This is a genomic window from Ruegeria sp. AP12, assembly GCF_056540025.1.
Genome location: NZ_JBQFVZ010000007.1, coordinates 116,826 through 136,110 on the forward strand (window position 1 = coordinate 116,826; position 19,285 = coordinate 136,110).

The 19,285-nt window shown below is 60.7% G+C and carries 24 protein-coding genes; 12 read left to right on the top strand and 12 right to left on the bottom strand.

Annotated features, from left to right (window positions below; all coding sequences use genetic code 11):
• Positions 1-8 precede the first annotated feature (8 nt).
• The 3 genes from ACR0E6_RS17495 to ACR0E6_RS17505 all read left to right on the top strand — a co-directional run bounded on the left by ACR0E6_RS17495 (position 9) and on the right by ACR0E6_RS17505 (position 1,280).
• A complete protein-coding gene (locus ACR0E6_RS17495) occupies positions 9-224 on the top strand; it encodes a putative signal transducing protein (protein ID WP_037316655.1) in 216 nt (71 codons plus the stop codon).
• On the top strand, positions 221-1,000 hold the full coding sequence (locus ACR0E6_RS17500; RefSeq protein WP_480585637.1) for a tRNA1(Val) (adenine(37)-N6)-methyltransferase: 780 nt from the start codon (positions 221-223) through the stop codon (positions 998-1,000). The genes ACR0E6_RS17495 and ACR0E6_RS17500 overlap by 4 nt, the downstream gene beginning before the upstream one ends.
• Before the next feature lie 115 nt (positions 1,001-1,115).
• Complete coding sequence (locus ACR0E6_RS17505; protein ID WP_170453161.1) at positions 1,116-1,280, top strand: DUF465 domain-containing protein; 165 nt, start codon at positions 1,116-1,118, stop codon at positions 1,278-1,280.
• Here the strand turns inward: ACR0E6_RS17505 and yddG are convergent.
• The 11 genes from yddG to ACR0E6_RS17560 form a co-directional block, all read right to left on the bottom strand.
• Positions 1,277-2,143 (bottom strand): aromatic amino acid exporter YddG, encoded by an 867-nt coding sequence (gene yddG / locus ACR0E6_RS17510; protein WP_170737254.1) that lies wholly within the window; start codon positions 2,141-2,143, stop codon positions 1,277-1,279. The genes ACR0E6_RS17505 and yddG overlap by 4 nt on opposite strands.
• On the bottom strand, positions 2,140-3,087 hold the full coding sequence (locus tag ACR0E6_RS17515; RefSeq protein WP_480585640.1) for a transcriptional regulator GcvA: 948 nt from the start codon (positions 3,085-3,087) through the stop codon (positions 2,140-2,142). Before ACR0E6_RS17515 ends, yddG begins: the two co-directional genes overlap by 4 nt.
• Before the next feature lie 302 nt (positions 3,088-3,389).
• Positions 3,390-4,112 (bottom strand): acetoacetyl-CoA reductase, encoded by a 723-nt coding sequence (gene phbB, locus ACR0E6_RS17520; RefSeq protein WP_170453158.1) that lies wholly within the window; start codon positions 4,110-4,112, stop codon positions 3,390-3,392.
• Positions 4,113-4,299: 187 nt separating this feature from the next.
• A complete protein-coding gene (locus tag ACR0E6_RS17525) occupies positions 4,300-5,475 on the bottom strand; it encodes an acetyl-CoA C-acetyltransferase (protein WP_170453157.1) in 1,176 nt (391 codons plus the stop codon).
• A 193-nt stretch (positions 5,476-5,668) separates the two neighbouring features.
• On the bottom strand, positions 5,669-6,502 hold the full coding sequence (locus tag ACR0E6_RS17530) for an EAL domain-containing protein (RefSeq protein WP_480585643.1): 834 nt from the start codon (positions 6,500-6,502) through the stop codon (positions 5,669-5,671).
• Positions 6,503-6,590: 88 nt separating this feature from the next.
• Positions 6,591-6,779, bottom strand: a complete 189-nt coding sequence (locus ACR0E6_RS17535; protein ID WP_170453155.1) for a hypothetical protein — start codon at positions 6,777-6,779, stop codon at positions 6,591-6,593.
• A gap of 95 nt (positions 6,780-6,874) precedes the next feature.
• Positions 6,875-7,846: a sterol desaturase family protein gene (locus ACR0E6_RS17540; RefSeq protein ID WP_170453154.1), complete on the bottom strand. Its 972-nt coding sequence runs from the start codon at positions 7,844-7,846 to the stop codon at positions 6,875-6,877.
• A complete protein-coding gene (locus ACR0E6_RS17545) occupies positions 7,843-8,229 on the bottom strand; it encodes a hypothetical protein (protein WP_480585646.1) in 387 nt (128 codons plus the stop codon). Before ACR0E6_RS17545 ends, ACR0E6_RS17540 begins: the two co-directional genes overlap by 4 nt.
• 60 nt (positions 8,230-8,289) lie before the next feature.
• On the bottom strand, positions 8,290-8,619 hold the full coding sequence (locus tag ACR0E6_RS17550; protein WP_170522204.1) for a hypothetical protein: 330 nt from the start codon (positions 8,617-8,619) through the stop codon (positions 8,290-8,292).
• 84 nt (positions 8,620-8,703) lie between these two features.
• Positions 8,704-9,072: a hypothetical protein gene (locus tag ACR0E6_RS17555; protein WP_480585650.1), complete on the bottom strand. Its 369-nt coding sequence runs from the start codon at positions 9,070-9,072 to the stop codon at positions 8,704-8,706.
• A 62-nt stretch (positions 9,073-9,134) separates the two neighbouring features.
• Positions 9,135-9,701 (bottom strand): TlpA disulfide reductase family protein, encoded by a 567-nt coding sequence (locus tag ACR0E6_RS17560; RefSeq protein WP_480585653.1) that lies wholly within the window; start codon positions 9,699-9,701, stop codon positions 9,135-9,137.
• Positions 9,702-9,722: 21 nt separating this feature from the next.
• Here ACR0E6_RS17560 and argH point away from each other — a divergent pair, with 21 nt between their 5' ends.
• The 5 genes from argH (at position 9,723) to ACR0E6_RS17585 (ending at position 15,433) form a co-directional block, all read left to right on the top strand.
• The gene (gene argH, locus ACR0E6_RS17565; RefSeq protein WP_480585656.1) at positions 9,723-11,111 is read left to right on the top strand and encodes an argininosuccinate lyase; all 1,389 of its coding nucleotides are present in this window, start codon (positions 9,723-9,725) and stop codon (positions 11,109-11,111) included.
• Positions 11,111-11,293 carry an argininosuccinate lyase gene (locus tag ACR0E6_RS17570; protein WP_480585658.1) on the top strand — a complete coding sequence of 61 codons (183 nt, stop codon included), beginning with the start codon at positions 11,111-11,113 and terminating at the stop codon, positions 11,291-11,293. Before argH ends, ACR0E6_RS17570 begins: the two co-directional genes overlap by 1 nt.
• Before the next feature lie 73 nt (positions 11,294-11,366).
• Positions 11,367-11,516 carry a hypothetical protein gene (locus ACR0E6_RS17575; protein ID WP_170522212.1) on the top strand — a complete coding sequence of 50 codons (150 nt, stop codon included), beginning with the start codon at positions 11,367-11,369 and terminating at the stop codon, positions 11,514-11,516.
• 71 nt (positions 11,517-11,587) lie between these two features.
• Positions 11,588-12,853 (top strand): diaminopimelate decarboxylase, encoded by a 1,266-nt coding sequence (gene lysA / locus ACR0E6_RS17580; RefSeq protein WP_480585661.1) that lies wholly within the window; start codon positions 11,588-11,590, stop codon positions 12,851-12,853.
• A gap of 36 nt (positions 12,854-12,889) precedes the next feature.
• Positions 12,890-15,433: a TIGR02302 family protein gene (locus ACR0E6_RS17585; protein WP_480585664.1), complete on the top strand. Its 2,544-nt coding sequence runs from the start codon at positions 12,890-12,892 to the stop codon at positions 15,431-15,433.
• Positions 15,434-15,444: 11 nt separating this feature from the next.
• On the opposite strand, the gene ACR0E6_RS17590 is transcribed toward ACR0E6_RS17585, so the two are convergent.
• Positions 15,445-16,194, bottom strand: a complete 750-nt coding sequence (locus tag ACR0E6_RS17590) for a zinc-ribbon domain-containing protein (RefSeq protein WP_170455681.1) — start codon at positions 16,192-16,194, stop codon at positions 15,445-15,447.
• A 184-nt stretch (positions 16,195-16,378) separates the two neighbouring features.
• Here ACR0E6_RS17590 and ACR0E6_RS17595 point away from each other — a divergent pair, with 184 nt between their 5' ends.
• The 4 genes from ACR0E6_RS17595 to ACR0E6_RS17610 are packed head-to-tail and all read left to right on the top strand — an operon-like array spanning position 16,379 to position 19,284.
• Positions 16,379-17,056 (top strand): ATP-binding cassette domain-containing protein, encoded by a 678-nt coding sequence (locus ACR0E6_RS17595; RefSeq protein ID WP_170624208.1) that lies wholly within the window; start codon positions 16,379-16,381, stop codon positions 17,054-17,056.
• Positions 17,053-17,952, top strand: coding sequence for a cell division protein FtsX (locus ACR0E6_RS17600; protein ID WP_480585667.1), 900 nt, complete (start codon positions 17,053-17,055; stop codon positions 17,950-17,952). Before ACR0E6_RS17595 ends, ACR0E6_RS17600 begins: the two co-directional genes overlap by 4 nt.
• Positions 17,952-18,692 carry a lysophospholipid acyltransferase family protein gene (locus ACR0E6_RS17605; protein ID WP_480585670.1) on the top strand — a complete coding sequence of 247 codons (741 nt, stop codon included), beginning with the start codon at positions 17,952-17,954 and terminating at the stop codon, positions 18,690-18,692. Before ACR0E6_RS17600 ends, ACR0E6_RS17605 begins: the two co-directional genes overlap by 1 nt.
• Positions 18,679-19,284: a pyridoxamine 5'-phosphate oxidase family protein gene (locus ACR0E6_RS17610; RefSeq protein ID WP_480585673.1), complete on the top strand. Its 606-nt coding sequence runs from the start codon at positions 18,679-18,681 to the stop codon at positions 19,282-19,284. The genes ACR0E6_RS17605 and ACR0E6_RS17610 overlap by 14 nt, the downstream gene beginning before the upstream one ends.
• Position 19,285: the final 1 nt, after the last annotated feature.

A 19,285-nucleotide genomic window follows, 5' to 3' on the forward strand; every position in this document is an offset into this window, starting at 1 on the left:
CCATCCCCATGAAAGAACTATTGCGCAGCACCGATCCGACAATCCTGGCCTTTGCATCCGCTCTTCTTGAAGGCGAGGATATAGACTGCTTTCAGATGGACGTAAATATGAGCATCCTCGAAGGCGGCATTGGAATCTTTCCCCGTCGCCTGATGGTGCGGGCCGATGATCTGACCCGCGCCGAACGGGTGATGCGCGACAATGAGATCCCGCTGGGGCGATGACCGGTTTTGCTGACCATGAGCTAAGCCGGAACGATTTTCTGGGCGGTCGGGTGCGCCTGTGGCAGCCGACAAAAGGCTATCGTGCCGGTGTAGACCCTGTTTTGCTGGCCGCTTCGGTGCCTGCAACCAGTGGCCAATCGGTGTTGGAGCTTGGATGCGGGGCAGGGGCTGCGATCCTGTGTCTGGCCGCACGGGTGCCCGGTTTGCAGATGTGCGGGGTCGAACTGCAACCGGCCTATGCGGATTTGGCCCGCCGCAATGCCGCCGATAACAATATCGTGCTGGATGTGGTGACATCCGATCTGTCCGCACTTCCGGTGGATTTGAAACAACGTCAGTTCGACCATGTGATCGCGAATCCGCCTTATTACCGCGCCGGTGCCCATAGCCTGGCCACAGATGCCGGGCGCAGCGTGGCATTGGGCGAGGAAACGCCCCTGGTTGATTGGATCGACGTGGCCGCCAAACGGCTGGCTCCGCGTGGCTATCTGCACATGGTCCAAAAGGCCGACCGCCTGCCTGATATGCTGACGGCCTGTCAGGATCGGCTTGGATCGGTTGAGGTGTTGCCGCTTGCGGCACGCGCGGGCCGCGAGGCCGAATTGGTGATTTTGCGCGCCCGCAAAGGCGGCCGGGCCGCGTTTCGCCTGCATGCACCGTTGATCTTGCATATGGGCGCGCGGCACGAAAAGGACGGGGAAAGTTACACCCCGGAGGTTTCCGCAGCGCTTCGGGACGGGGCTGCGTTGGGTCCGTTTCACAGCCTTAGGCAATGACCAGCCGAATTTGTCGGATTTATTACAGAATCTGTGCGTCTGCAGCGTGACAGGGTGGAAACGATGTGATCAACTTCTTACGTGACATATACATTCGCAACCAAGGAGGATCGCCATGAGCGTGAGCGCACATCTGACGGAACTGAAGAAGAAGCACGAATCTCTCGGTCTCGAAGTGGAACAAGCCCAACGCTCGCCAGGCATCGATGATCTCCATATCGCCCAGCTCAAGAAACAAAAACTAAAGCTCAAGGAAGAGATCGAGCGCCTGTCAACTTAACCTTTCAGGCTGGCGCGTGCCGCAATCAACGCACCGCCGGTGATCAGTAAAGCCGCGATCGCCAATGTCCATGTCGGCATGGCGATCCCGGCGAGTACCAAAACCACGGTGGACAACAAGGGCGCCGCGTATGAGCTGGTTCCCAGCATTTGTATGTCGCCCTGTTTGACCCCGATATCCCACACGTAAAACGCCAGTCCCACAGGCCCCAGACCAAGGGCCAGGGTTGATGCCCAGCCAAGCGTCGTACCCGGCCAGACGGTTGTTTCCAGCGCAAAGTGCAAAGCCCATGACGCAATGGCGGTCAGTACGCAGAAGACCGCAACCGAGCTTGTCGGCGTTTCGCCAAGTCTGCGGGACAGAACCGAATAACCCGACCATGTCAGCGCACACAGGAAGGCCAGCGCGTATCCGGGCAGGTGGTCGACCTGAAAACCCGCGCTGCCGCCACCGGTGATGATCAGCGCGGCCCCGGCAAAGCCCAGACAGGCCCCGATCAGATGGCCGGCACGCAGATGCTCGCCGGGAAGCAACCCCGAGAACAGCACGATCAGCAAGGGCCAGAGATAGGCGATTAGCCCCGCCTCGGCCGCAGGTGCCATGCGCAGAGCCGAGAAATACAGCGCGTGATAGCCGAACAGGCCCACAGTGCCGAAGGCATAGATCTTCCAACTGATGCTGCGCAATTTGGAAAAGCCGCCGGACCGCCATGTCCAAATCAAACCCAAGGATCCGCCGATGCTGAAGCATATGGCGTTCAGCAACAATGGCGGCGTTGGGGCTGAGCCAACCGTGAACAGCGCCAGCAGGGCCCAAAGCAGGACGGCGATGAATCCGATGGTCGTAGCGCGATTTCTGGTCATTTCGGGGATATGTCTTCTACAGGGATAATCGTGAATTCATCCGAGATGTGGGCGGTCTTTTCAATCTCGGCCGCGAACCAATCGCGGAATGCAGCGATCTGTGGCCGGTTTTCCGCACCGGGCAGACACAGAAACCGGAACCGCCCCTTGGTTTCAATGGCGGTTTTGAACGGCGCAACCAACCGACCTTCGGTCATGTCCTTGATGATCATCGCGCGCCGACCCAAGGCAACACCGACCCCCGCCACCGCCGCATCAATCGCGTGATCCGCGTTTGAGAAATGCGCGCCATGGGTCGGCGTGAAATCAACACCAACCGCCCGAAACCAGGTGGGCCAGTCGGCGGGCGGCTTGAGAAACGCGATTGAATCGTCATGGATCAGCGGCGCATCGCGCAGGCTTTCAGGCGTCGTGAATTGCTCGGCCAGCTCCGGCGTCATGACCGGGGTCAGCCATTCCTTGCGCACGGGCAGGCAATACAAGCCGTCATCCTGGCCATAGCCAAAGCGGATTGCGACATCCACATCGTCCCGCTCAAGATCCATATTGCGCAAGGTGGCCGAGAATCTCAGGTCGATCTCCGGATGGGCGCGGGCAAAGTCATAAAGGCGTGGGGCCAGCCATTTCGCCGTCAGGGCAGGCCCAGCCGTGACCGTAAGCGTGGTGTTGTCCTGCAATCTGCGCGTCGCGGCCCATGCGGATTTGAGCGCGGCAAAGCCTTCGGCCGCGCCGGGGGCCAGCGCTTTGCCGGCTTCGGTCAGTTCCACCGCGCGGTTCAGACGTTTGAACAGGGGGTGGCCCAGATGCTCCTCCAGCGATTTGATCTGGAAGGACAGCGCAGCGGGGGTCACGTTCAGTTCATCCGCTGCCTTGGCAAAAGACATATGGCGCGCGGCGGCGTCAAAGGCCCGTAAGGCGGTAAGAGGGGGAAGTCTGTCGCTCATGTCGCTTAAGAATTTCTTGTCCGAACCGTCGAAAACTCTCGTTTGTACGTTTTGAAATCAAACGCCATGTTGAAGGCAAGTCAAGTTCAGCTTTAGCCAAAGGGGATATGCCATGATCGAGATGACGACAAACCCGTCTGTTCAGGATGCGATCCGTCGCGCGCATGAAGAACGCAGCAAGATGGTCCATCAGGTCTGGGGTTGGCTATTCGGTTCCCGCTGACCGCAGCGCGCGCGGGCTTACGGGATAAAGAAGGGCCGGCCCAAAAGGACCGGCCCGATTTCGTTGCACTGCGTCGGGTCTAGACGAAGAACTGCGCGCCATTGGCCGAGATGGTCGAGCCGTTGATGAACTGCGACTCGTCCGAGGCCAGGAAGGCCACGCAACGGGCAATCTCTTCCGGCTCACCCAGACGGCCAGCAGGGATCTGGCTGATGATCGATTCACGCACCTTCTCGGGTACCGCCATCACCATTTCGGTTGCGATGTAGCCGGGGCAGATTGCGTTGGCGGTGATGCCCGCGCGTGCACCTTCCTGCGCCAGTGATTTCACAATGCCCAGATCACCCGCTTTGGTCGCGGCATAGTTCACCTGTGCGAACTGGCCCTTCTGACCGTTGATCGAGCTGATGACGATCACGCGGCCAAATTTGCGCTCGCGCATGCCGGGCCAGACGGGGTGAACGGTGTTGAACACGCCGGTCAGGTTGGTGTCGATGACCTGATGCCACTGCTCGGGCGTCATTTTGTGGAACGGTGCGTCCTTGGTGATACCTGCGTTGGCCACAACGATGTCGATCGGGCCAACCTCGGCCTCGACCTTTTCGATGCCCGCTTTGGACTCGTCATAGTCGGCGACGTTCCATTTATAGGTGGCGATGCCGGTTTCTTCGGTGAACTTCGCGGCGGCTTCATCGTTTCCTGCATAGGTGGCCGCAACATTGTACCCTTCGGCCTTGAGCGCCTTGGAAATTGCTGCGCCGATGCCGCGAGAGCCGCCGGTTACGAGTGCTGTACGTGCCATTTAGGAATCCTCCAAATTTAGTCGTCTTGGTAATTCTGTTACTCTGAGGGAGATTGGTGCGCAATATCGTTTCGTGATCGTTTTCGACTTTCTGTTTGGCGATATTGTCGCATCCAATGGATATGCTTCGATTGTAACAAAAAAGGGCGCTGGTAGAGCGCCCTTTTCTATTTGGGTGTCAACGCACTTAGTCGCGCTCCACGCACAGGGCGACGCCCATGCCGCCGCCGATGCACAGGGTCGCCAGACCCTTTTTCGCGTCGCGGCGTTTCATTTCGAACAGCAGCGTGTTCAGAACGCGGCAGCCCGAGGCACCGATCGGGTGGCCGATGGCAATTGCGCCGCCGTTGACGTTCACGATGGACGGGTCCCAGCCCATGTCCTTGTTCACGGCGCAGGCCTGCGCGGCGAACGCTTCGTTGGCCTCGACCAGATCCAGATCGTCAACCGACCAGCCCGCTTTTTCCAGCGCCTTGCGCGAGGCGTAGATCGGGCCGACGCCCATGATCGACGGGTCCAGACCAGCGGTCGCGTAGGACGCGATACGGGCCAGAGGCTCGATCCCGCGCTTTTCGGCGTTTTCGGCCGACATCAGCAGGGTTGCCGCCGCACCATCGTTCAGGCCAGATGCGTTTGCCGCCGTGACCGAGCCGTCCTTGGTGAAGGCCGGGCGCAGCTTTGCCATGGCTTCCATGGTTGCGCCGTGGCGGATGTACTCGTCCTTGTCCATCACGATATCGCCCTTGCGGGTCTTGATGGTGAAGGGCACGATTTCATCCGCGAACTTGCCCGCTTTCTGAGCCGCTTCGGCCTTGTTCTGCGAGGCAACGGCGAATTCGTCCTGCTGATCGCGGCTGATCTGCCATTTCTCGGCGACGTTTTCGGCGGTCTGGCCCATGTGGTAGCCGTTGAAGGCGTCCCACAGACCGTCGCGGATCATCGTGTCGATATATTTCATGTCACCCATCTTGTGACCGGCGCGCAGGGCGGCGGCGTGGGGCGACAGGGTCATGTTCTCTTGCCCACCGGCAGCAACGATGTCGGCATCGCCCAGCTGAATGTGCTGAGCCCCCAGCGCAACCGCGCGCAGGCCCGAGCCACACACCTGGTTAATGCCCCAAGCCGCGCTTTCCTGCGGCAGGCCGGCATTGATATGCGCCTGGCGGGCGGGGTTCTGGCCCTGAGCGGCGGTCAGCACCTGACCCATGATGGTTTCGCTTACTTCGCCCTTCTCTACTCCGGCGCGTTCTACGACTGCTTCCAGGACGGCAGCGCCCAGATCATGTGCAGGGGTGTTCGCAAACGAACCGCTAAAGCTGCCGACGCCTGTGCGTGCGGCGGATGCGATTACTACGTTGGTCATATAATCAGTCCTTTACCGTCATGGTCCAAAGGGAAATCTGACGGCGCAGGTGGCAGAGAGGCTCTCTGACAGTACAAGAGCGCCCCAAGTTCCCCGCTCCAGCACCTTTTGCAATACCGCAATGCTGCAATTGCAGCAACGGACAGCTTGTCTCAGCGTTGGACAGGATTTGTTGTCGCAAGCGGGTTTTTGCCTAAGAGCCTGTTTTGGATTTCTTTTCCTGCTTCCACGGGGGCGAAACCGCGGGCGCGCCAAACAGAAAACCCTGCAGGCAATCGACGCCGCTGGCGGTCAGGAACGCGGCATCCGCCTGGTTTTCGACCGATTCGGCGGTCACCAGGATCTCGAATTCCCGCGCGACAGCGATCAAAGCGCGGACCAGCGCCTGATTGTCAGGCTGCTCGCTGATCCCCCGAATGAACTGTCCGTCGATCTTGGCCGCGTCGAACAGAAACTCGCGAAAATGGCGAAAGCTGAAATCGCTGGCACCAAAATCGTCCAGCGCAAAGGCGATGCCGCGTTCCTGCAGGCGGTCCATCAGGTCGATCACAAGCTCGGGCACCTGCATGGCGGATTGTTCGGAAATCTCAAGGATCAGCCGCTCCCCCAGACCCGCGTCGCGTTTCAGAAAGCGGTCCAGCACCCGGGTCCAGCGCGAAAACCCGATCGACCGGGCCGACATGTTGATGGACAACCGGATTGAGGGGTTTCGGGCAAGCGTACGCAACCCCAATTCCAGCGCGATGCAATCCAGTTCTCGGCCCAACGGGGTGTTTTCCAATTGCGGCATGAACTCGCGTGCCGGGATCACCCGCCCGGTTTCGTCCAGAACCCGGATGAAGCCTTCGTAGAATGCGACAGCATATGGCGGGTCGGCCTGAACAACCGGCTGGAACGCCAGCTTGCATTGTTTGTGCTTCACCGCTTCGGTCGCCATTTTCACAACTGATCTGTCCCGCGCCGAGATGGCCGAGTTCAACGGGCTTTCCGATCCTTCGGTTATATCCGCACGTTTCTTGTCCCGCATGAGCGCCGGTTCCCTGAGTGATTCCGAACAAAGGTCCGGCCCAGTGTCAGGTCAAACAGGTGAATCTGCGGTTAAGCTCGGGAAAGTTTCAGCGGGCAGATTGCCACGCACGGGTCAGAGAGGCTGCGGCTCCGATCACGGCACCGGTGACACCCATGATCATCATGACAAAGCCCAGTGCAATCAGGCCTGTCAGCGCCGTCGCCAAAGCGGCGATCATGGCCAAAGTCAGACCCATCAGACCAACCACGGTCGAAACAGTTGTTAAACGGGTCATTCTTGGTCTCCGGCCACTCGTTACATTGCACCTGTTCCCTCATATGGCGTCGAAGGCCGGAATTTCAAGTTGAGACCCCTTTCGCACTACGTGCGTCAGACCTGTTCCGCCTGACGATTGGGCACGTTCTTGTCCAGATGCTCGAATCCGGGCGTTCCGCGATCTTCGGGGTGGCGCGCCAGATGCTTTTCTTTGATCTGCGTTGAACTGTCCCGGCTACCATCATGGCTGTAGCCGGGCGGGGCGAAGCAATAGCCGAGCCTCTGGCGCAGGGTCAGGCCGGGCTGTGTGGCGTCCCGCCAGATGCCAACCCATTCGTGGAAGGCCACACGCAGCGGGTTGAAGGTGCCGATATTGTGGACCAGCCCGTAATCGACCCGCTCATCCTCTTGTTCCGGTACAAAGGTGCCGAACATCTTGTCCCAGATGATGAAAACGCCTGCATAGTTGCAATCCAGATAGCGCGCGTTGCGGCCATGATGCACGCGGTGATGGCTGGGCGTGTTCATGATCGCCTCGAACCAGCGGGGCATTTTGCCGATGGCCTCGGTGTGGATCCAAAACTGATAGATCAGGTTCAGCCCGCCAACGAACAGCACCATGGCAGGGTGAAAGCCCAGCAGGATCAGGGGCGCCCGAACGACCATCATGAAGGTGAACGTATAGGTCCATGTCTGCCGCAGCGCGGTCGTCAGGTTGTAGTGCTGCGAGCTGTGGTGGTTCACATGGCTGGCCCAGACCCAGCGGATGCGGTGCCCGAAACGATGCACCCAATAGTACCGCAGGTCGTCCAGCACGAAACACAGGATGATAACTGGGATCGAGGTCCCAAGGTTCAGCGGTGTGACCTGCCACAACCACATGAAGAACCCATAGGCGATGAACCCCAGCAAGAAGCCCGAGGCGATATTGCCCGCCCCCATGATCAGTGAGGTCACGGCATCGCGCGTCTCATACCGGCCGCCACGCCCTTTGACCGTGATCCACAGAAACTCGGCCAGGATGGCGGCGATAAAAAACGGGACAGCCCATTGGACGGCGTCGGGAAAGCTGATGTGATCGGTCATGAAAGGTCCATCAGGTTTTGCCAGTGCTGGCGTTCGATTTCGTCAAGGCGGATGACCACCCTGGGCGTGGTGAAGTCGTGAAACTGGAACTCGAACCCGGCCTGCTGTTCGATCCAGTCGAAATCCAGCAGGTGCCGCGCCACCGTATCCGCGCCAAAGGACCAAAGCAGACCCGGCCCTGTCTCGGTCCGAACCAGAGCGGCATGGGCGTCGTGTGAGACGGTGACATCGATCACCACATCGTCGGGAAAGTGGCGCTGCCAATCCGCCAGCGCGGATTCCCGCGTCAGAACACGCCGCTGAGACCGCCCGCTCAGGTGCAACAGAAGCGTTATTGCGGCAATCCCCCCGACCACAAGTACAAGCAATATCTCAAGTGGCATAGTTCTCTCCCCGCTGGCAGAGTGCAAAGCGGGAAGAACCCTGTCAAAGGTGGCGTGGCGTCAGCCGTGTTCCAGACGGTCCAGGATTTCATGCTGCACCACGCGCTGCACAAAAGGGACCAGGCCTTCGGGTCCCGAGCTTCGGTCTTTCAGATGGATGCAGATATCGGGGCGGCGGGATGCAATGATGCCCACCAATTCACCGCGTATCATATCATCCAGCCCGGCCCCCATGATGGCACAGGCGATCCGGGGTTCAGCATCCAGTTGCCGCCGCACCTCATCGGGGTCATGTGCACCCAGCCATTGGATCGGAAGGTGATCAAGCTGCCGCGCAACATCTCCGATCACATTCGGTAAGCGTCCGATCAGCAGTACAACGGGTTTCATCGTTGCCTCCATGTCGACTACAAAACAGGCCCTGCCCGGCAGGGCAGAGACAGTATATCACGAGATGGAACCGGATCGGGTCTGTTAGTTGCTGACCGAATAGATGGTCGTTTTGCCCTTGCCTTTTTCACGGGTCATCCGGGCAGAGGCTCCGTCGATTTCCCAAAGCTGACAATCGGTGCCCAGGGCCTTGCCGTCCAGAACGCCGTTCCTGCACCAGAATTTCTTGTTCCAGACCCAGGTTCCGCTGAACGTCTTTCCACTTTTCAGTTTGGCAGAAATTGTGCCGTCGGCATTTGCAACAAACACATTGCCTTGCTCATCGACCAGCTTCTTTCCGACAATGTCAGCGTTGAACTGTTTTGCGGTTTTGATCCGTTTGTAATCGGCATGCGCGGTACCGGCGATCACCAGTGCTGCGGAAATTGCTAAAACTAATTTCACGTGTCTCATAAAAAACCTCCCACTCTTAACGCGTGGGAGGGTAACACAATTCCGCGATTTTGCTAAACGCGTTAACTTTCGGCCTCAACCAATGTCGAGATAATCGCCTTGGCGCTGTCGGAATTCCACTCGGCGTCGCCGATCAGACGGGCGATTTCATTGCCGTCGGGGTCGATGATCACCGTAATGGGCAGGCCGATCACGCCCATCTCGCGCGCAACGGCCTGAGATGGGTCCTGATGGCGGGGCAGGTTGTCGATACCGTTTTCCTCGAAGAACTTCTTGATCCCGGCAGGCGAATTGCGCCCGGTGGCCAGCGTCAGCACTTCGAACTTGTCGCCTCCGAACTCTGCCTGCAACTCGGCGATCTGGGGCATTTCCTTGCGGCATGGCGCACACCATGTGGCCCAGAAGTTCAGCAGAACGTATTTGCCTTTGTAATCCTCCAGCGAGGCTGTGCCGCCGTCATCCTCAAGCTCGAAGTCCACCGGCGTCACCGGCTTGGGCTGTGAATGCAGGATCAGACGCTTCAGGCTATCCTCGCGCAAGGGGGCGAGCGTCTCGGCATCGGCGGCCAAAGCGGCGTTTGCACCCAGCGCAAGGGCCATATAAAGGGGGATCAGACGAATAAGGCGCATATCAACTCCAGGTTTTCCAACATGACCGATCAATCCTCGAACCAGATGTGGGGCGGCCGCTTTGCCGCCGGACCAGACGCGATCATGGAGGCGATCAATGCCTCGATCGGGTTCGATCAGCGGATGGCAGCCCAGGACATCGCAGGCTCGCGCGCCCATGCCGCCATGCTGGCTGCCACAGGCGTTATTACTGATAGTGATGCGCAGGCCATTCGGGAAGGGCTGCTCACCGTTTTGTCAGAAATCCAGAACGGTGAATTTCAGTTCTCGACCGCGCTGGAAGACATCCACATGAATGTCGAAGCGCGGCTGAAAGAGATGATCGGAGAGCCTGCGGGCCGTCTGCATACCGGTCGTTCGCGGAATGACCAAGTCGCGACCGATTTCAAGCTATGGGTGCGCGATCAGCTGGACGCGGCGGAATCGGGCCTGCTGGCCCTGATCCGCGCGCTTTTGGCGCAGGCCGAGGCCGGGGCCGATTGGGTCATGCCCGGTTTCACCCACCTGCAAACCGCGCAGCCGGTGACATGGGGCCATCACATGATGGCCTATGTCGAGATGTTCGGCCGTGATCTGTCTCGCGTCCGCGACGCCCGCGCTCGGATGAATGAATCGCCTTTGGGTGCGGCGGCTTTGGCCGGAACGTCCTTTCCCATCGACCGCCAGATGACAGCGGAAGCCTTGGGCTTTGACCGCCCAGCCGCGAACTCGCTGGATGCGGTCAGCGACCGCGATTTTGCGCTCGAGTTCCTGTCCACCGCGTCGATCTGCGCCGTGCATCTGTCGCGCTTTGCCGAGGAACTGGTGATCTGGTCTTCCGCCCAGTTCCGGTTTGTGACGCTGTCCGACCGGTTCTCGACCGGCTCGTCGATCATGCCGCAGAAGAAAAACCCCGATGCCGCCGAGTTGATCCGCGCCAAGGTGGGCCGGATCTATGGCGCAAACACCGCTTTGATGATGGTGATGAAGGGCCTGCCGCTGGCCTATTCCAAGGACATGCAGGAAGACAAGGAACAGGTCTTTGATGCCGCCGACAACTGGATGCTGGCGCTGGCGGCGATGGAAGGCATGGTCAAGGACATGACCGCCAACCGCGACAGCCTTGCTGCCGCTGCCGGGTCAGGGTTCTCGACCGCGACCGATCTGGCCGACTGGCTGGTGCGGGTGCTGGGCCTGCCCTTCCGCGACGCGCACCATGTCACCGGATCGCTGGTTGCGATGGCTGAACAGAAAGCCTGCGACCTGCCCGATCTGACGCTTCAGGACATGCAATCGGTCCATGCCGACATCACCGAGGATGTCTATTCTGTCCTTACCGTGGAAAACTCGGTAAACTCGCGCCAGTCCTACGGCGGTACCGCCCCCGATCAGGTGCGTGCGCAGATCGAACGATGGAAGGCATTGGTGTGATGTATATCCTTAGGGTCATTCTTCTGATTATGGCCGGGTTTACCCTGGTCGCTTGCGGAGCGGATGGAGAGCCGGTGCAGCCCACCGCCAGCCTCGGGATCGGCGTCGGATCCAGCGGCACCCATGTCGGCGGCGGCGTTGGCTTCCGCCGCGGCGGCCTGGGTGTCTATCTGGGCGTCTGAGCCCTGCGCCATTGCAATGTTGCAAACAAGGCCCATGTCTGTCGGGCCGCATCATCTTGGGAAAACTGAATTTATGCGAACTCTTGGCCTGATCCTGACGCTTGCTGTTCTGGCGGCGTGCGAACCCACATCTGCACCGCGTCCGGAACCCAAGCCAGAACCCAGCGGATCCGGCGTTTCCGTGTCCGGCTATGCGCGGGTTGGTGTTTCGACCGGGTCCTGAGCGACCGATAGGCGCGTTTGAGTGCCGGAATCCATTGATCCGTATCCCCCTTTTGGTCTAAGCGCGGCGTCATGGATCACTTTCTCTACCGCGACGGCGCGCTTTACGCCGAGGATGTCCCGATTTCCGAAATCGCAGCTGCGGTCGGAACCCCGTTCTATGTCTATTCGACGGCGACCCTGTTGCGGCATTTCAAGCTGTTCGACGACGCGCTAGAGGGCACCGACCATCTGGTCTGTTACGCGATGAAAGCGGCCAGCAATCAGGCGATCCTGAAAACGCTGGCGCAGGCGGGCGCGGGGATGGATGTGGTTTCGGGTGGGGAATACCTGCGGGCCAAGGCAGCAGGCGTTCCGGGCGACAAGATCGTGTTTTCGGGCGTCGGCAAAACGGCGGATGAAATCCGAACGGCGCTGACCGGGGGCATTCGTCAGTTCAACGTCGAATCCGAACCTGAGATGGAGGTGATCAACGCGGTTGCGCTGGAACTCGGCGTGATCGCGCCGATCACCGTGCGCGTGAACCCGGATGTGGACGCCAAGACCCATGCGAAAATCGCGACCGGCAAATCCGAGAACAAGTTCGGCATCCCGATCTCGCGCGCGTCCGAGGTCTATATGCTGGCCGCCAGCCTGCCGGGGCTCGACGTGATTGGTATCGACGTCCATATCGGCTCGCAATTGACTGAACTGGAGCCGTTCGAGCTGGCCTATGCCAAAGTCGCCGAGCTGACCGAACAACTGCGCGCCGAGGGGCATAATATCCGCAGGCTCGATCTGGGGGGCGGTTTGGGGATTCCCTATGCGCGGTCGAATGAAGCGCCGCCGCTGCCGATGGAATACGGCGCTTTGATCAAGAAAACGCTGAGCCATCTGGGCTGTGAGATCGAGATTGAACCGGGTCGTCTGATCGCGGGCAATGCGGGGCTGATGGTCAGCAAGGTGATCTATGTGAAATCGGGCGAAGGCCGCGATTTCCTGATCCTCGATGGTGCGATGAACGACCTGATCCGTCCCGCAATGTACGAGGCACATCACGACATTATCGCGGTGCAGGAACCTGCCCCCGGAGTTGAACAGCAACCCTATGACATCGTTGGCCCGGTCTGCGAAAGCGGCGATACCTTTGCCAAGCAGCGCACCATGCCGCCGCTTGCGCCCGGTGATCTGGTCGCCTTCCGCAGCGCCGGGGCCTATGGCGCGGTGATGGCCAGCGAATACAACACCCGCCCCCTGATCCCCGAGGTTCTGGTGCATGAGGATCAATTTGCAGTTATTCGTGAACGCCCAGGCTTTGACGAAATCATAAACCGCGATACCATACCTGAGTGGCTTTGACGCGATAAGCGTGCAGGCCCGATCAGGAGGCCCGCATTGCGCGACAGATTGAAACTGCCGATTCCAAGACTTTCGCTTTGGCTGACCCATGCGGGGCTGCTGGCCGAGCAGGTTTTGCGCGCATTCTGGCCGTTTTTCTCGATTCTGATGGGCATTTTGGCCGCGTTGATGCTGGGCCTGCAGGATCAGGTCCGGGTCGAGCTTGTTTGGGGTATCGGCGCGCTTGGCCTGATTGCGCTGGGTGTGGCTGCGGTTCTTGGGATTCGTCGATTCCATCTGCCATCGCGGATTGAGGCGCTGGCGCGTCTGGATGAAACCCTTCCGGGGCGGCCCATACAGGCCTTGATGGATGATCAGGCAATTGGGGCCACGGATGCGGATTCGGTTGCGCTGTGGCACGCGCACAAGGCCCGTATGGCGCAGCGAGCCTCGACAGCCAAGGCAGTCAAACCCGATCTGCGACTTGCGTCGCGTGACCCGTATGCTTTGCGCTACGCCGCGCTGCTGGCGCTGGTGGTGGCTGTGTTGTTCGGGTCCTTCTGGCGCATCGGTTCGGTCGCGGAGATGACGCCCGGCACGGCTGTCGCCGGGCAAGGGCCGACCTGGGAAGGCTGGGTCGAGCCGCCGCGCTATACCGGCCTGCCGACCCTGTATCTGGCGGATCAGTCCGGTCCGACCCTGTCTGTCCCGCAGGGCAGTAACATTACGCTGCGCTTTTACGGCGAGGTTGGGGCGCATAGCCTGACCGAAACAAGCTCTGTTCTGGGAACAGAAGCCGCCACCGCGCCGGAACAGGAATTCGTGGTCGATCGGTCGGGCCAGTTGCGGATCGAAGGGCCCGCAGGCCGGGATTGGACGCTGGATGTGGTTGGCGATGCCGCGCCCCGGATCAGCGTTGCAGGCGTGGCCGAGGCCGAAGCCGGTGGGCAGATGAAATTGCCCTTCCAGTCCAGCGATGATTACGGTGTCGTCTCGGGCTCGGCCCTGATCGAACTGGATCTGGCTGCCGTTGATCGCCGCTATGGCCTGACCACAGAGCCTGAGCCGCGCGAGGTGATTCAGATCGAGTTGCCCATGCCGATTACCGGCGACCGGGCCGATTTCACCGAAGATCTGATCGAGGATTTCTCGCAGCACCCGTGGGCGCATCTGCCGGTGCGCATCACGTTGATGGCGCGGGATGCCGCAGATCAGCAGTCCGAATCCGAACCGTATCTGACCGCCTTGCCTGCGCGTCGGTTCTTTGACCCGCTGGCGGCGGCGGTGATCGAGCAGCGTCGTGATTTGCTGTGGTCGCGCGACAATGGCGCGCGGGTTGCGCAGGTATTGCGCGCGGTGTCCCATCGCCCCGAAGATCTGTTCCGCTCGGACACGGCCTATCTGCGGCTTCGCGTTCTGTTGCGGCGGTTGGAGACGTTCACGGAATATGGCCTGAAGCCGCCTCAGCAAGAGGAGATTGCGCAGGCGCTGTGGGACCTTGCGGTTCTGATCGAGGACGGCACGCTTGCGGATGCTTTGGAACGGATGCGCCGCGCGCAGGAACGTTTGACCGAGGCAATGCAGAACGGTGCCAGCGACGAGGAAATTGCCGAGCTGATGCAGGAATTGCGCGAGGCGACTCAGGACTATTTGCAACAGCTGCAGCGTCTGGCACAGCAGAACGGCGAAGACGGCGAGCGGCAGCAGGGCCAGAACGGCGAATCCATGCAGATGACGCAGGACGACCTGCAGGCCATGATGGACCGCATTCAGGAACTGATGGAACAGGGCCGCATGGCCGAGGCGCAGCAGGCGTTGGAAGAATTCCAGCAGATGATGGAGAATATGCGCGTCACCCAAGGGCAAGGTCAGGGCGGCCAGTCCGAAGGGCAACAGGCCATGGAAGGCCTGGCCGAGACGTTGCGCGAACAACAGGGCCTTAGCGATCAGGCCTTCCGCGACCTGCAGGAACAATTCAACCCCGGTGCCCAGTCGGGTGAGAGCCAGGGCAATGAAGGGCGTAGTGGCGGCATGGGCCGTGGGCAAAGCCACGAGGGCCAGGTGGGTCAGGGGCAGGATTCGGATCAGGCCGGGGAAGGCCAGTCCGGACAGGGTAACCTTGCCGACCGTCAGCAGGCCCTGCGGGATGAGTTGCGGCGGCAGGAGCAAGGTCTGCCCGGTGCAGGAACGCCGGAAGGCGAGGCCGCGCGTGATGCGTTGGGCCGGGCAGGGCGCGCGATGGACGAGGCCGAACAGGCCCTGCGCGGCGATGATCTGGCCGAGGCAATAGACCGCCAGTCCGAGGCGATGGAAGCCCTGCGCGAGGGCATGCGATCGCTGGGTGAGGCCTTGGCCCAGAACCAGCAGAACCAGCCCGGTCAGGGCGCGCAGGAGGGTGAGGCGCAGGCCAACAACCGCGATCCGCTGGGCCGCAATCCGGGTGCCGCCGGGTCAATCTCGACCGAGGAAAACCTGTTGCAGGGCGAGGATGTGTATCGTCGCGCGCGTGAGTTGCTGGACGAAATCCGCCGCCGGACCGGCGAAAGCGACCGGCCCACAATTGAACTGGAATATCTGAAACGTCTGCTCGAACGGTTCTGACGACGTCAGGTCTAAGGCGCGCCGGATCCGGCTTGGCTCTCAAGCCAGACACGCGCCTGATCCACAAGTGAGACATAGGAATTCAGCACCGGATCCGCCTGCGGCACAGCTTCGCTGATCTGCTGGGCGTTGCCGTAGATCAGGTACAGAATCACGCCGATGATCAGCATCAGCGCAAACCCACGCACAAAGCCGCCGGATTTGCGTGCAGGCTGTTCGGTCTCACCCTCGTCGCTGAGCATGCTGGAATTGATCGCCTCAACATCCGGTAGAGCGTCTTTCTGACCGGCATCCTCGGATGTTTCCGAGGCGGTAGGGCGCCGTGGCTCGACCTTGGGCGTCGGCGCGACATCCAGCGCCAGATCCGGTTGCGTTTCCAGGCTGCTGCCCTCTTGCGCCCGCAAGTCAGCCTCGCGCGCGGCCTCTTCCTGCAGAATATTGGCCACGGCAGGGTCCACGTTGCCGGTAGGTTTGGCATCTGCCGGTTCCGGCTCAGGCTTAGGCTCGGGTTCTGGCGCGATCTCGGCCACAACCGGCGCAGCCTCTTCAGGTTGCGGGTCTTCGTCGGCCACAGGCTCGACCGCTTCGGGTTCCGGCGTGTCGGCTTCGGCCGGGGCGGGCTCTGGTGTTTCCGCTACAGGATGTTTGGCCTGAAACCATGTGTGATCGCAGGCCGAACATTGGACATCGCGGCCTTCCTCGGGGATGACCTCATCCGGGACCTCATATTGGGCACTGCAATTCGGACATGTAAGACGCATGCTGCCTCCCCGGCCGTGCAATCCGGCCGATAATAGTTTTTTCAGGCATGATATTCCGTTAAGACCCAACAGCAAAGCGCGTTTTCGGTTTCACGGTCCAAGTGTCACCAATTGGACTCGGTACAGGCATTGAAACCACACCCGCACTGGGGCAAGAAGAGCGGCATAATAAATGGGGGCACGTGTGATCGAGCTGGAAAATGTCAGCTACACCTATGGTGACGGCGAATTGCTGAGCGATGTCTCGGTGCAATTGCAGCCGGGTTCGTTTCATTTTCTGACGGGGCCTTCGGGTGCGGGCAAGACCACGTTTCTGAAACTATGCTACGGCGCATTGTTGCCCACATCCGGGCGGTTGAGCGCCTTTGATCAGGACATAGCCACGCTGGATCGCGATCAGATGGCCCTGTTGCGCCGCCGGATCGGCGTGGTTCATCAGAATTGCGAGTTTCTGGACCATATGACCTTGGCCGAAAACGTCGCGCTGCCGTTGATGGTTTCAGGCCGGGTTGAAGCGGATGAGCAGGACAATCTAACCGAGTTGCTGGGCTGGGTCGGTCTGGGGTCCCGTCTTGAAGCGCATCCGCCAGAGCTGTCGGGCGGCGAACGGCAGCGCGCCGCGCTGGCCCGTGCGGTGATCCTGTCGCCTGACGTGGTGCTTGCCGATGAACCCACAGGCAACGTGGATTGGGAGATGTCGCAGCGCCTGCTGCGCCTGCTGGTCGAACTGAACCGGATGGGCAAAACCGTCCTGATCGCCACCCATGATCTAAGCCTGATCCGTGCCGCGAAAAGTCAGGTTCAGGCGCGTGTTCTGCGCATCTCGCAGCGTCGTCTGCACTTGGCGGGGGCGGATCTATGAGCCGGGGCGATATCCGAAACCTGCTGCGACGAGATTCTCGGGCCGACCGCGTGGTGCCCCCAACCGGGTATACCGCGCATTTGACCCTATTCGTTTCGGGCGCGATGGCGTTTCTGACCGTTTTTGCTTTGGCCCTGTCGCTGGCCTCGGGCCGGATTGCCGACCGATGGGCAACGGAACTGGCCGGGGCCGCCACCCTGCGCATCAACGCGCCGGCCGAGCAGCTGGCCGCCCAGACCCAAACCGCGCTGACCGTGCTGAGCCAAACGCCCGGCGTCGCCTCGGCCCGTGCGCTGACGACCGAGGAACAGGCGGCCCTGCTGTCGCCCTGGTTCGGGCCAGATCTGCCACTGGACACGCTGCCCATCCCGCAACTGATCGAGATTGTCGAAGGCGAACCGGGCCTTGACGCCGCCGGTCTGCGCCTGCGCCTTGGGGCCGAGGTACCGGGCGCGGTTCTGGATGACCACACCAGATGGCGCGAACCTTTGGTCGATGCCGCCATGTCCCTTAGGCGATTGGGCTGGATTTCGATCCTGCTGATCGGTGGGGCGACGGCGGCCATGATCACTCTGGCCGCGAATGCCTCACTGGCGGCGAATGCCAAGATCATCGAGGTGTTGCGTCAGGTTGGGGCCCGCGACCGGTTTATCGCAGGAGCCTTCGTGCGCCGCTTTACCTACCGCGCGCTGTTTGGCGCAGCCGTGGGCACGCTGTTGGGGATGACCGGCGTTTTGTTGTTGCCCGAAGCCTCGGATGCCGGGGGCTTCCTGTCTGGCGTCGGGTTTCAGGGCAGTGACTGGATTTTGCCCGTGGCCATTCCCATTCTGGGCGCGGCCGTCGCCTTTTTTGCCACCTGGGCCGCCGCGCGCCGCAAGTTGAAGGAGCTTTCGTGATGTCCATGGCCATTCAGTGGGTCCGCTCATTGGTCTTCATGTTTGTGATCTACCTTTGGATGCTGATCCTTGGCATTCTGTACCTGCCTTACGCGATCTTCACCAAACGCGGCGCGTTGCGGGCCTGCAAAGCCTATGCCAGCAGTACCATTTGGCTTGCGCGCTGGATGGTTGGCATTCGCTCTGAGGTGCGCGGCGCTGTGCCCACGGGCGAGGTTGTCATAGGGGCCAAGCACCAGTCGTTTCTTGATATTCTCTTGATCTTCAACGCGATCCCGCATGGCAAGTTCATCATGAAGCGAGAGCTTTTGTGGACCCCGGTCATTGGCCTATATGCGCGCCGATTGGGATGTATCCCGGTCAACCGGGGCAAGAAGGGTGCGGCGGTGGCCAAGATGGTCAAGGATGTCGCCAAGGAATTCACCGAACCCGGCCAGTTGGTCATCTACCCTCAGGGCACCCGCGTCGCACCGGGGGCCAAAAAGCCCTATAAGGTAGGCACTGCGGTTCTGTACGAAGGGCTTGGCGTGCCTTGCATCCCTGTTGCCACAAACGCGGGCGTCTTTTGGCCGCGCACGGGCATCTTGCGCAAACCCGGCCTGGCGATTGTCGATTTCCTCGACCCGATCGAGCCGGGTGTCGCGCGCGATGCGTTCCTTGGGCGGCTGGAAGAGGTGATCGAGACCCGCTCGACCGCGTTGATGAAAGAAGTGGGATTTGACCCGGATGGAGTTCATTGAAGATACCGAGACGCTTGCGGGGCTTTATGGCACCCCGGGCGCACCGTCCTTGCGCAAAGTGGCACACAGCCTGACGCCGCTGTATCGGACATGGATCATGGCCTCGCGCCTATGCATCCTCAGCACGGTCGGGCCGGAAGGTGTCGACGGCAGCCCGCGCGGTGACGATGGCCCGGTGGTGCTGGAGCTGGATCCAAAGACTCTGGCGATGCCGGATTGGCGGGGCAACAACCGCCTGGATTCGCTGCGCAACATCGTGCGCGATCCGCGTGTTTCGCTGATGTTCATCGTGCCCGGTTCCAACAACGTGGTGCGGGTGAACGGGACGGCGCGTCTGACTGCGGATGACGATTTGCGAACCCGGTTCGAAAAGCAGGGCAAGCGCCCAGCGACTGTGATCGTGATCGAACTTCACGAGGTTTACACTCAATGCGCGCGAGCGCTGATGCGGGCAAGAACCTGGACTTGCGGTGATGAGTCCGCGCCTCTTCCAACCATCGGAGAAATTCTGGCCGAGGCGTCGGACGGGGACGAAGGCGGCGCACGCTATGATCGCGAATGGGGCGCGCGCGCCGCTAAAACCATGTGGTAGT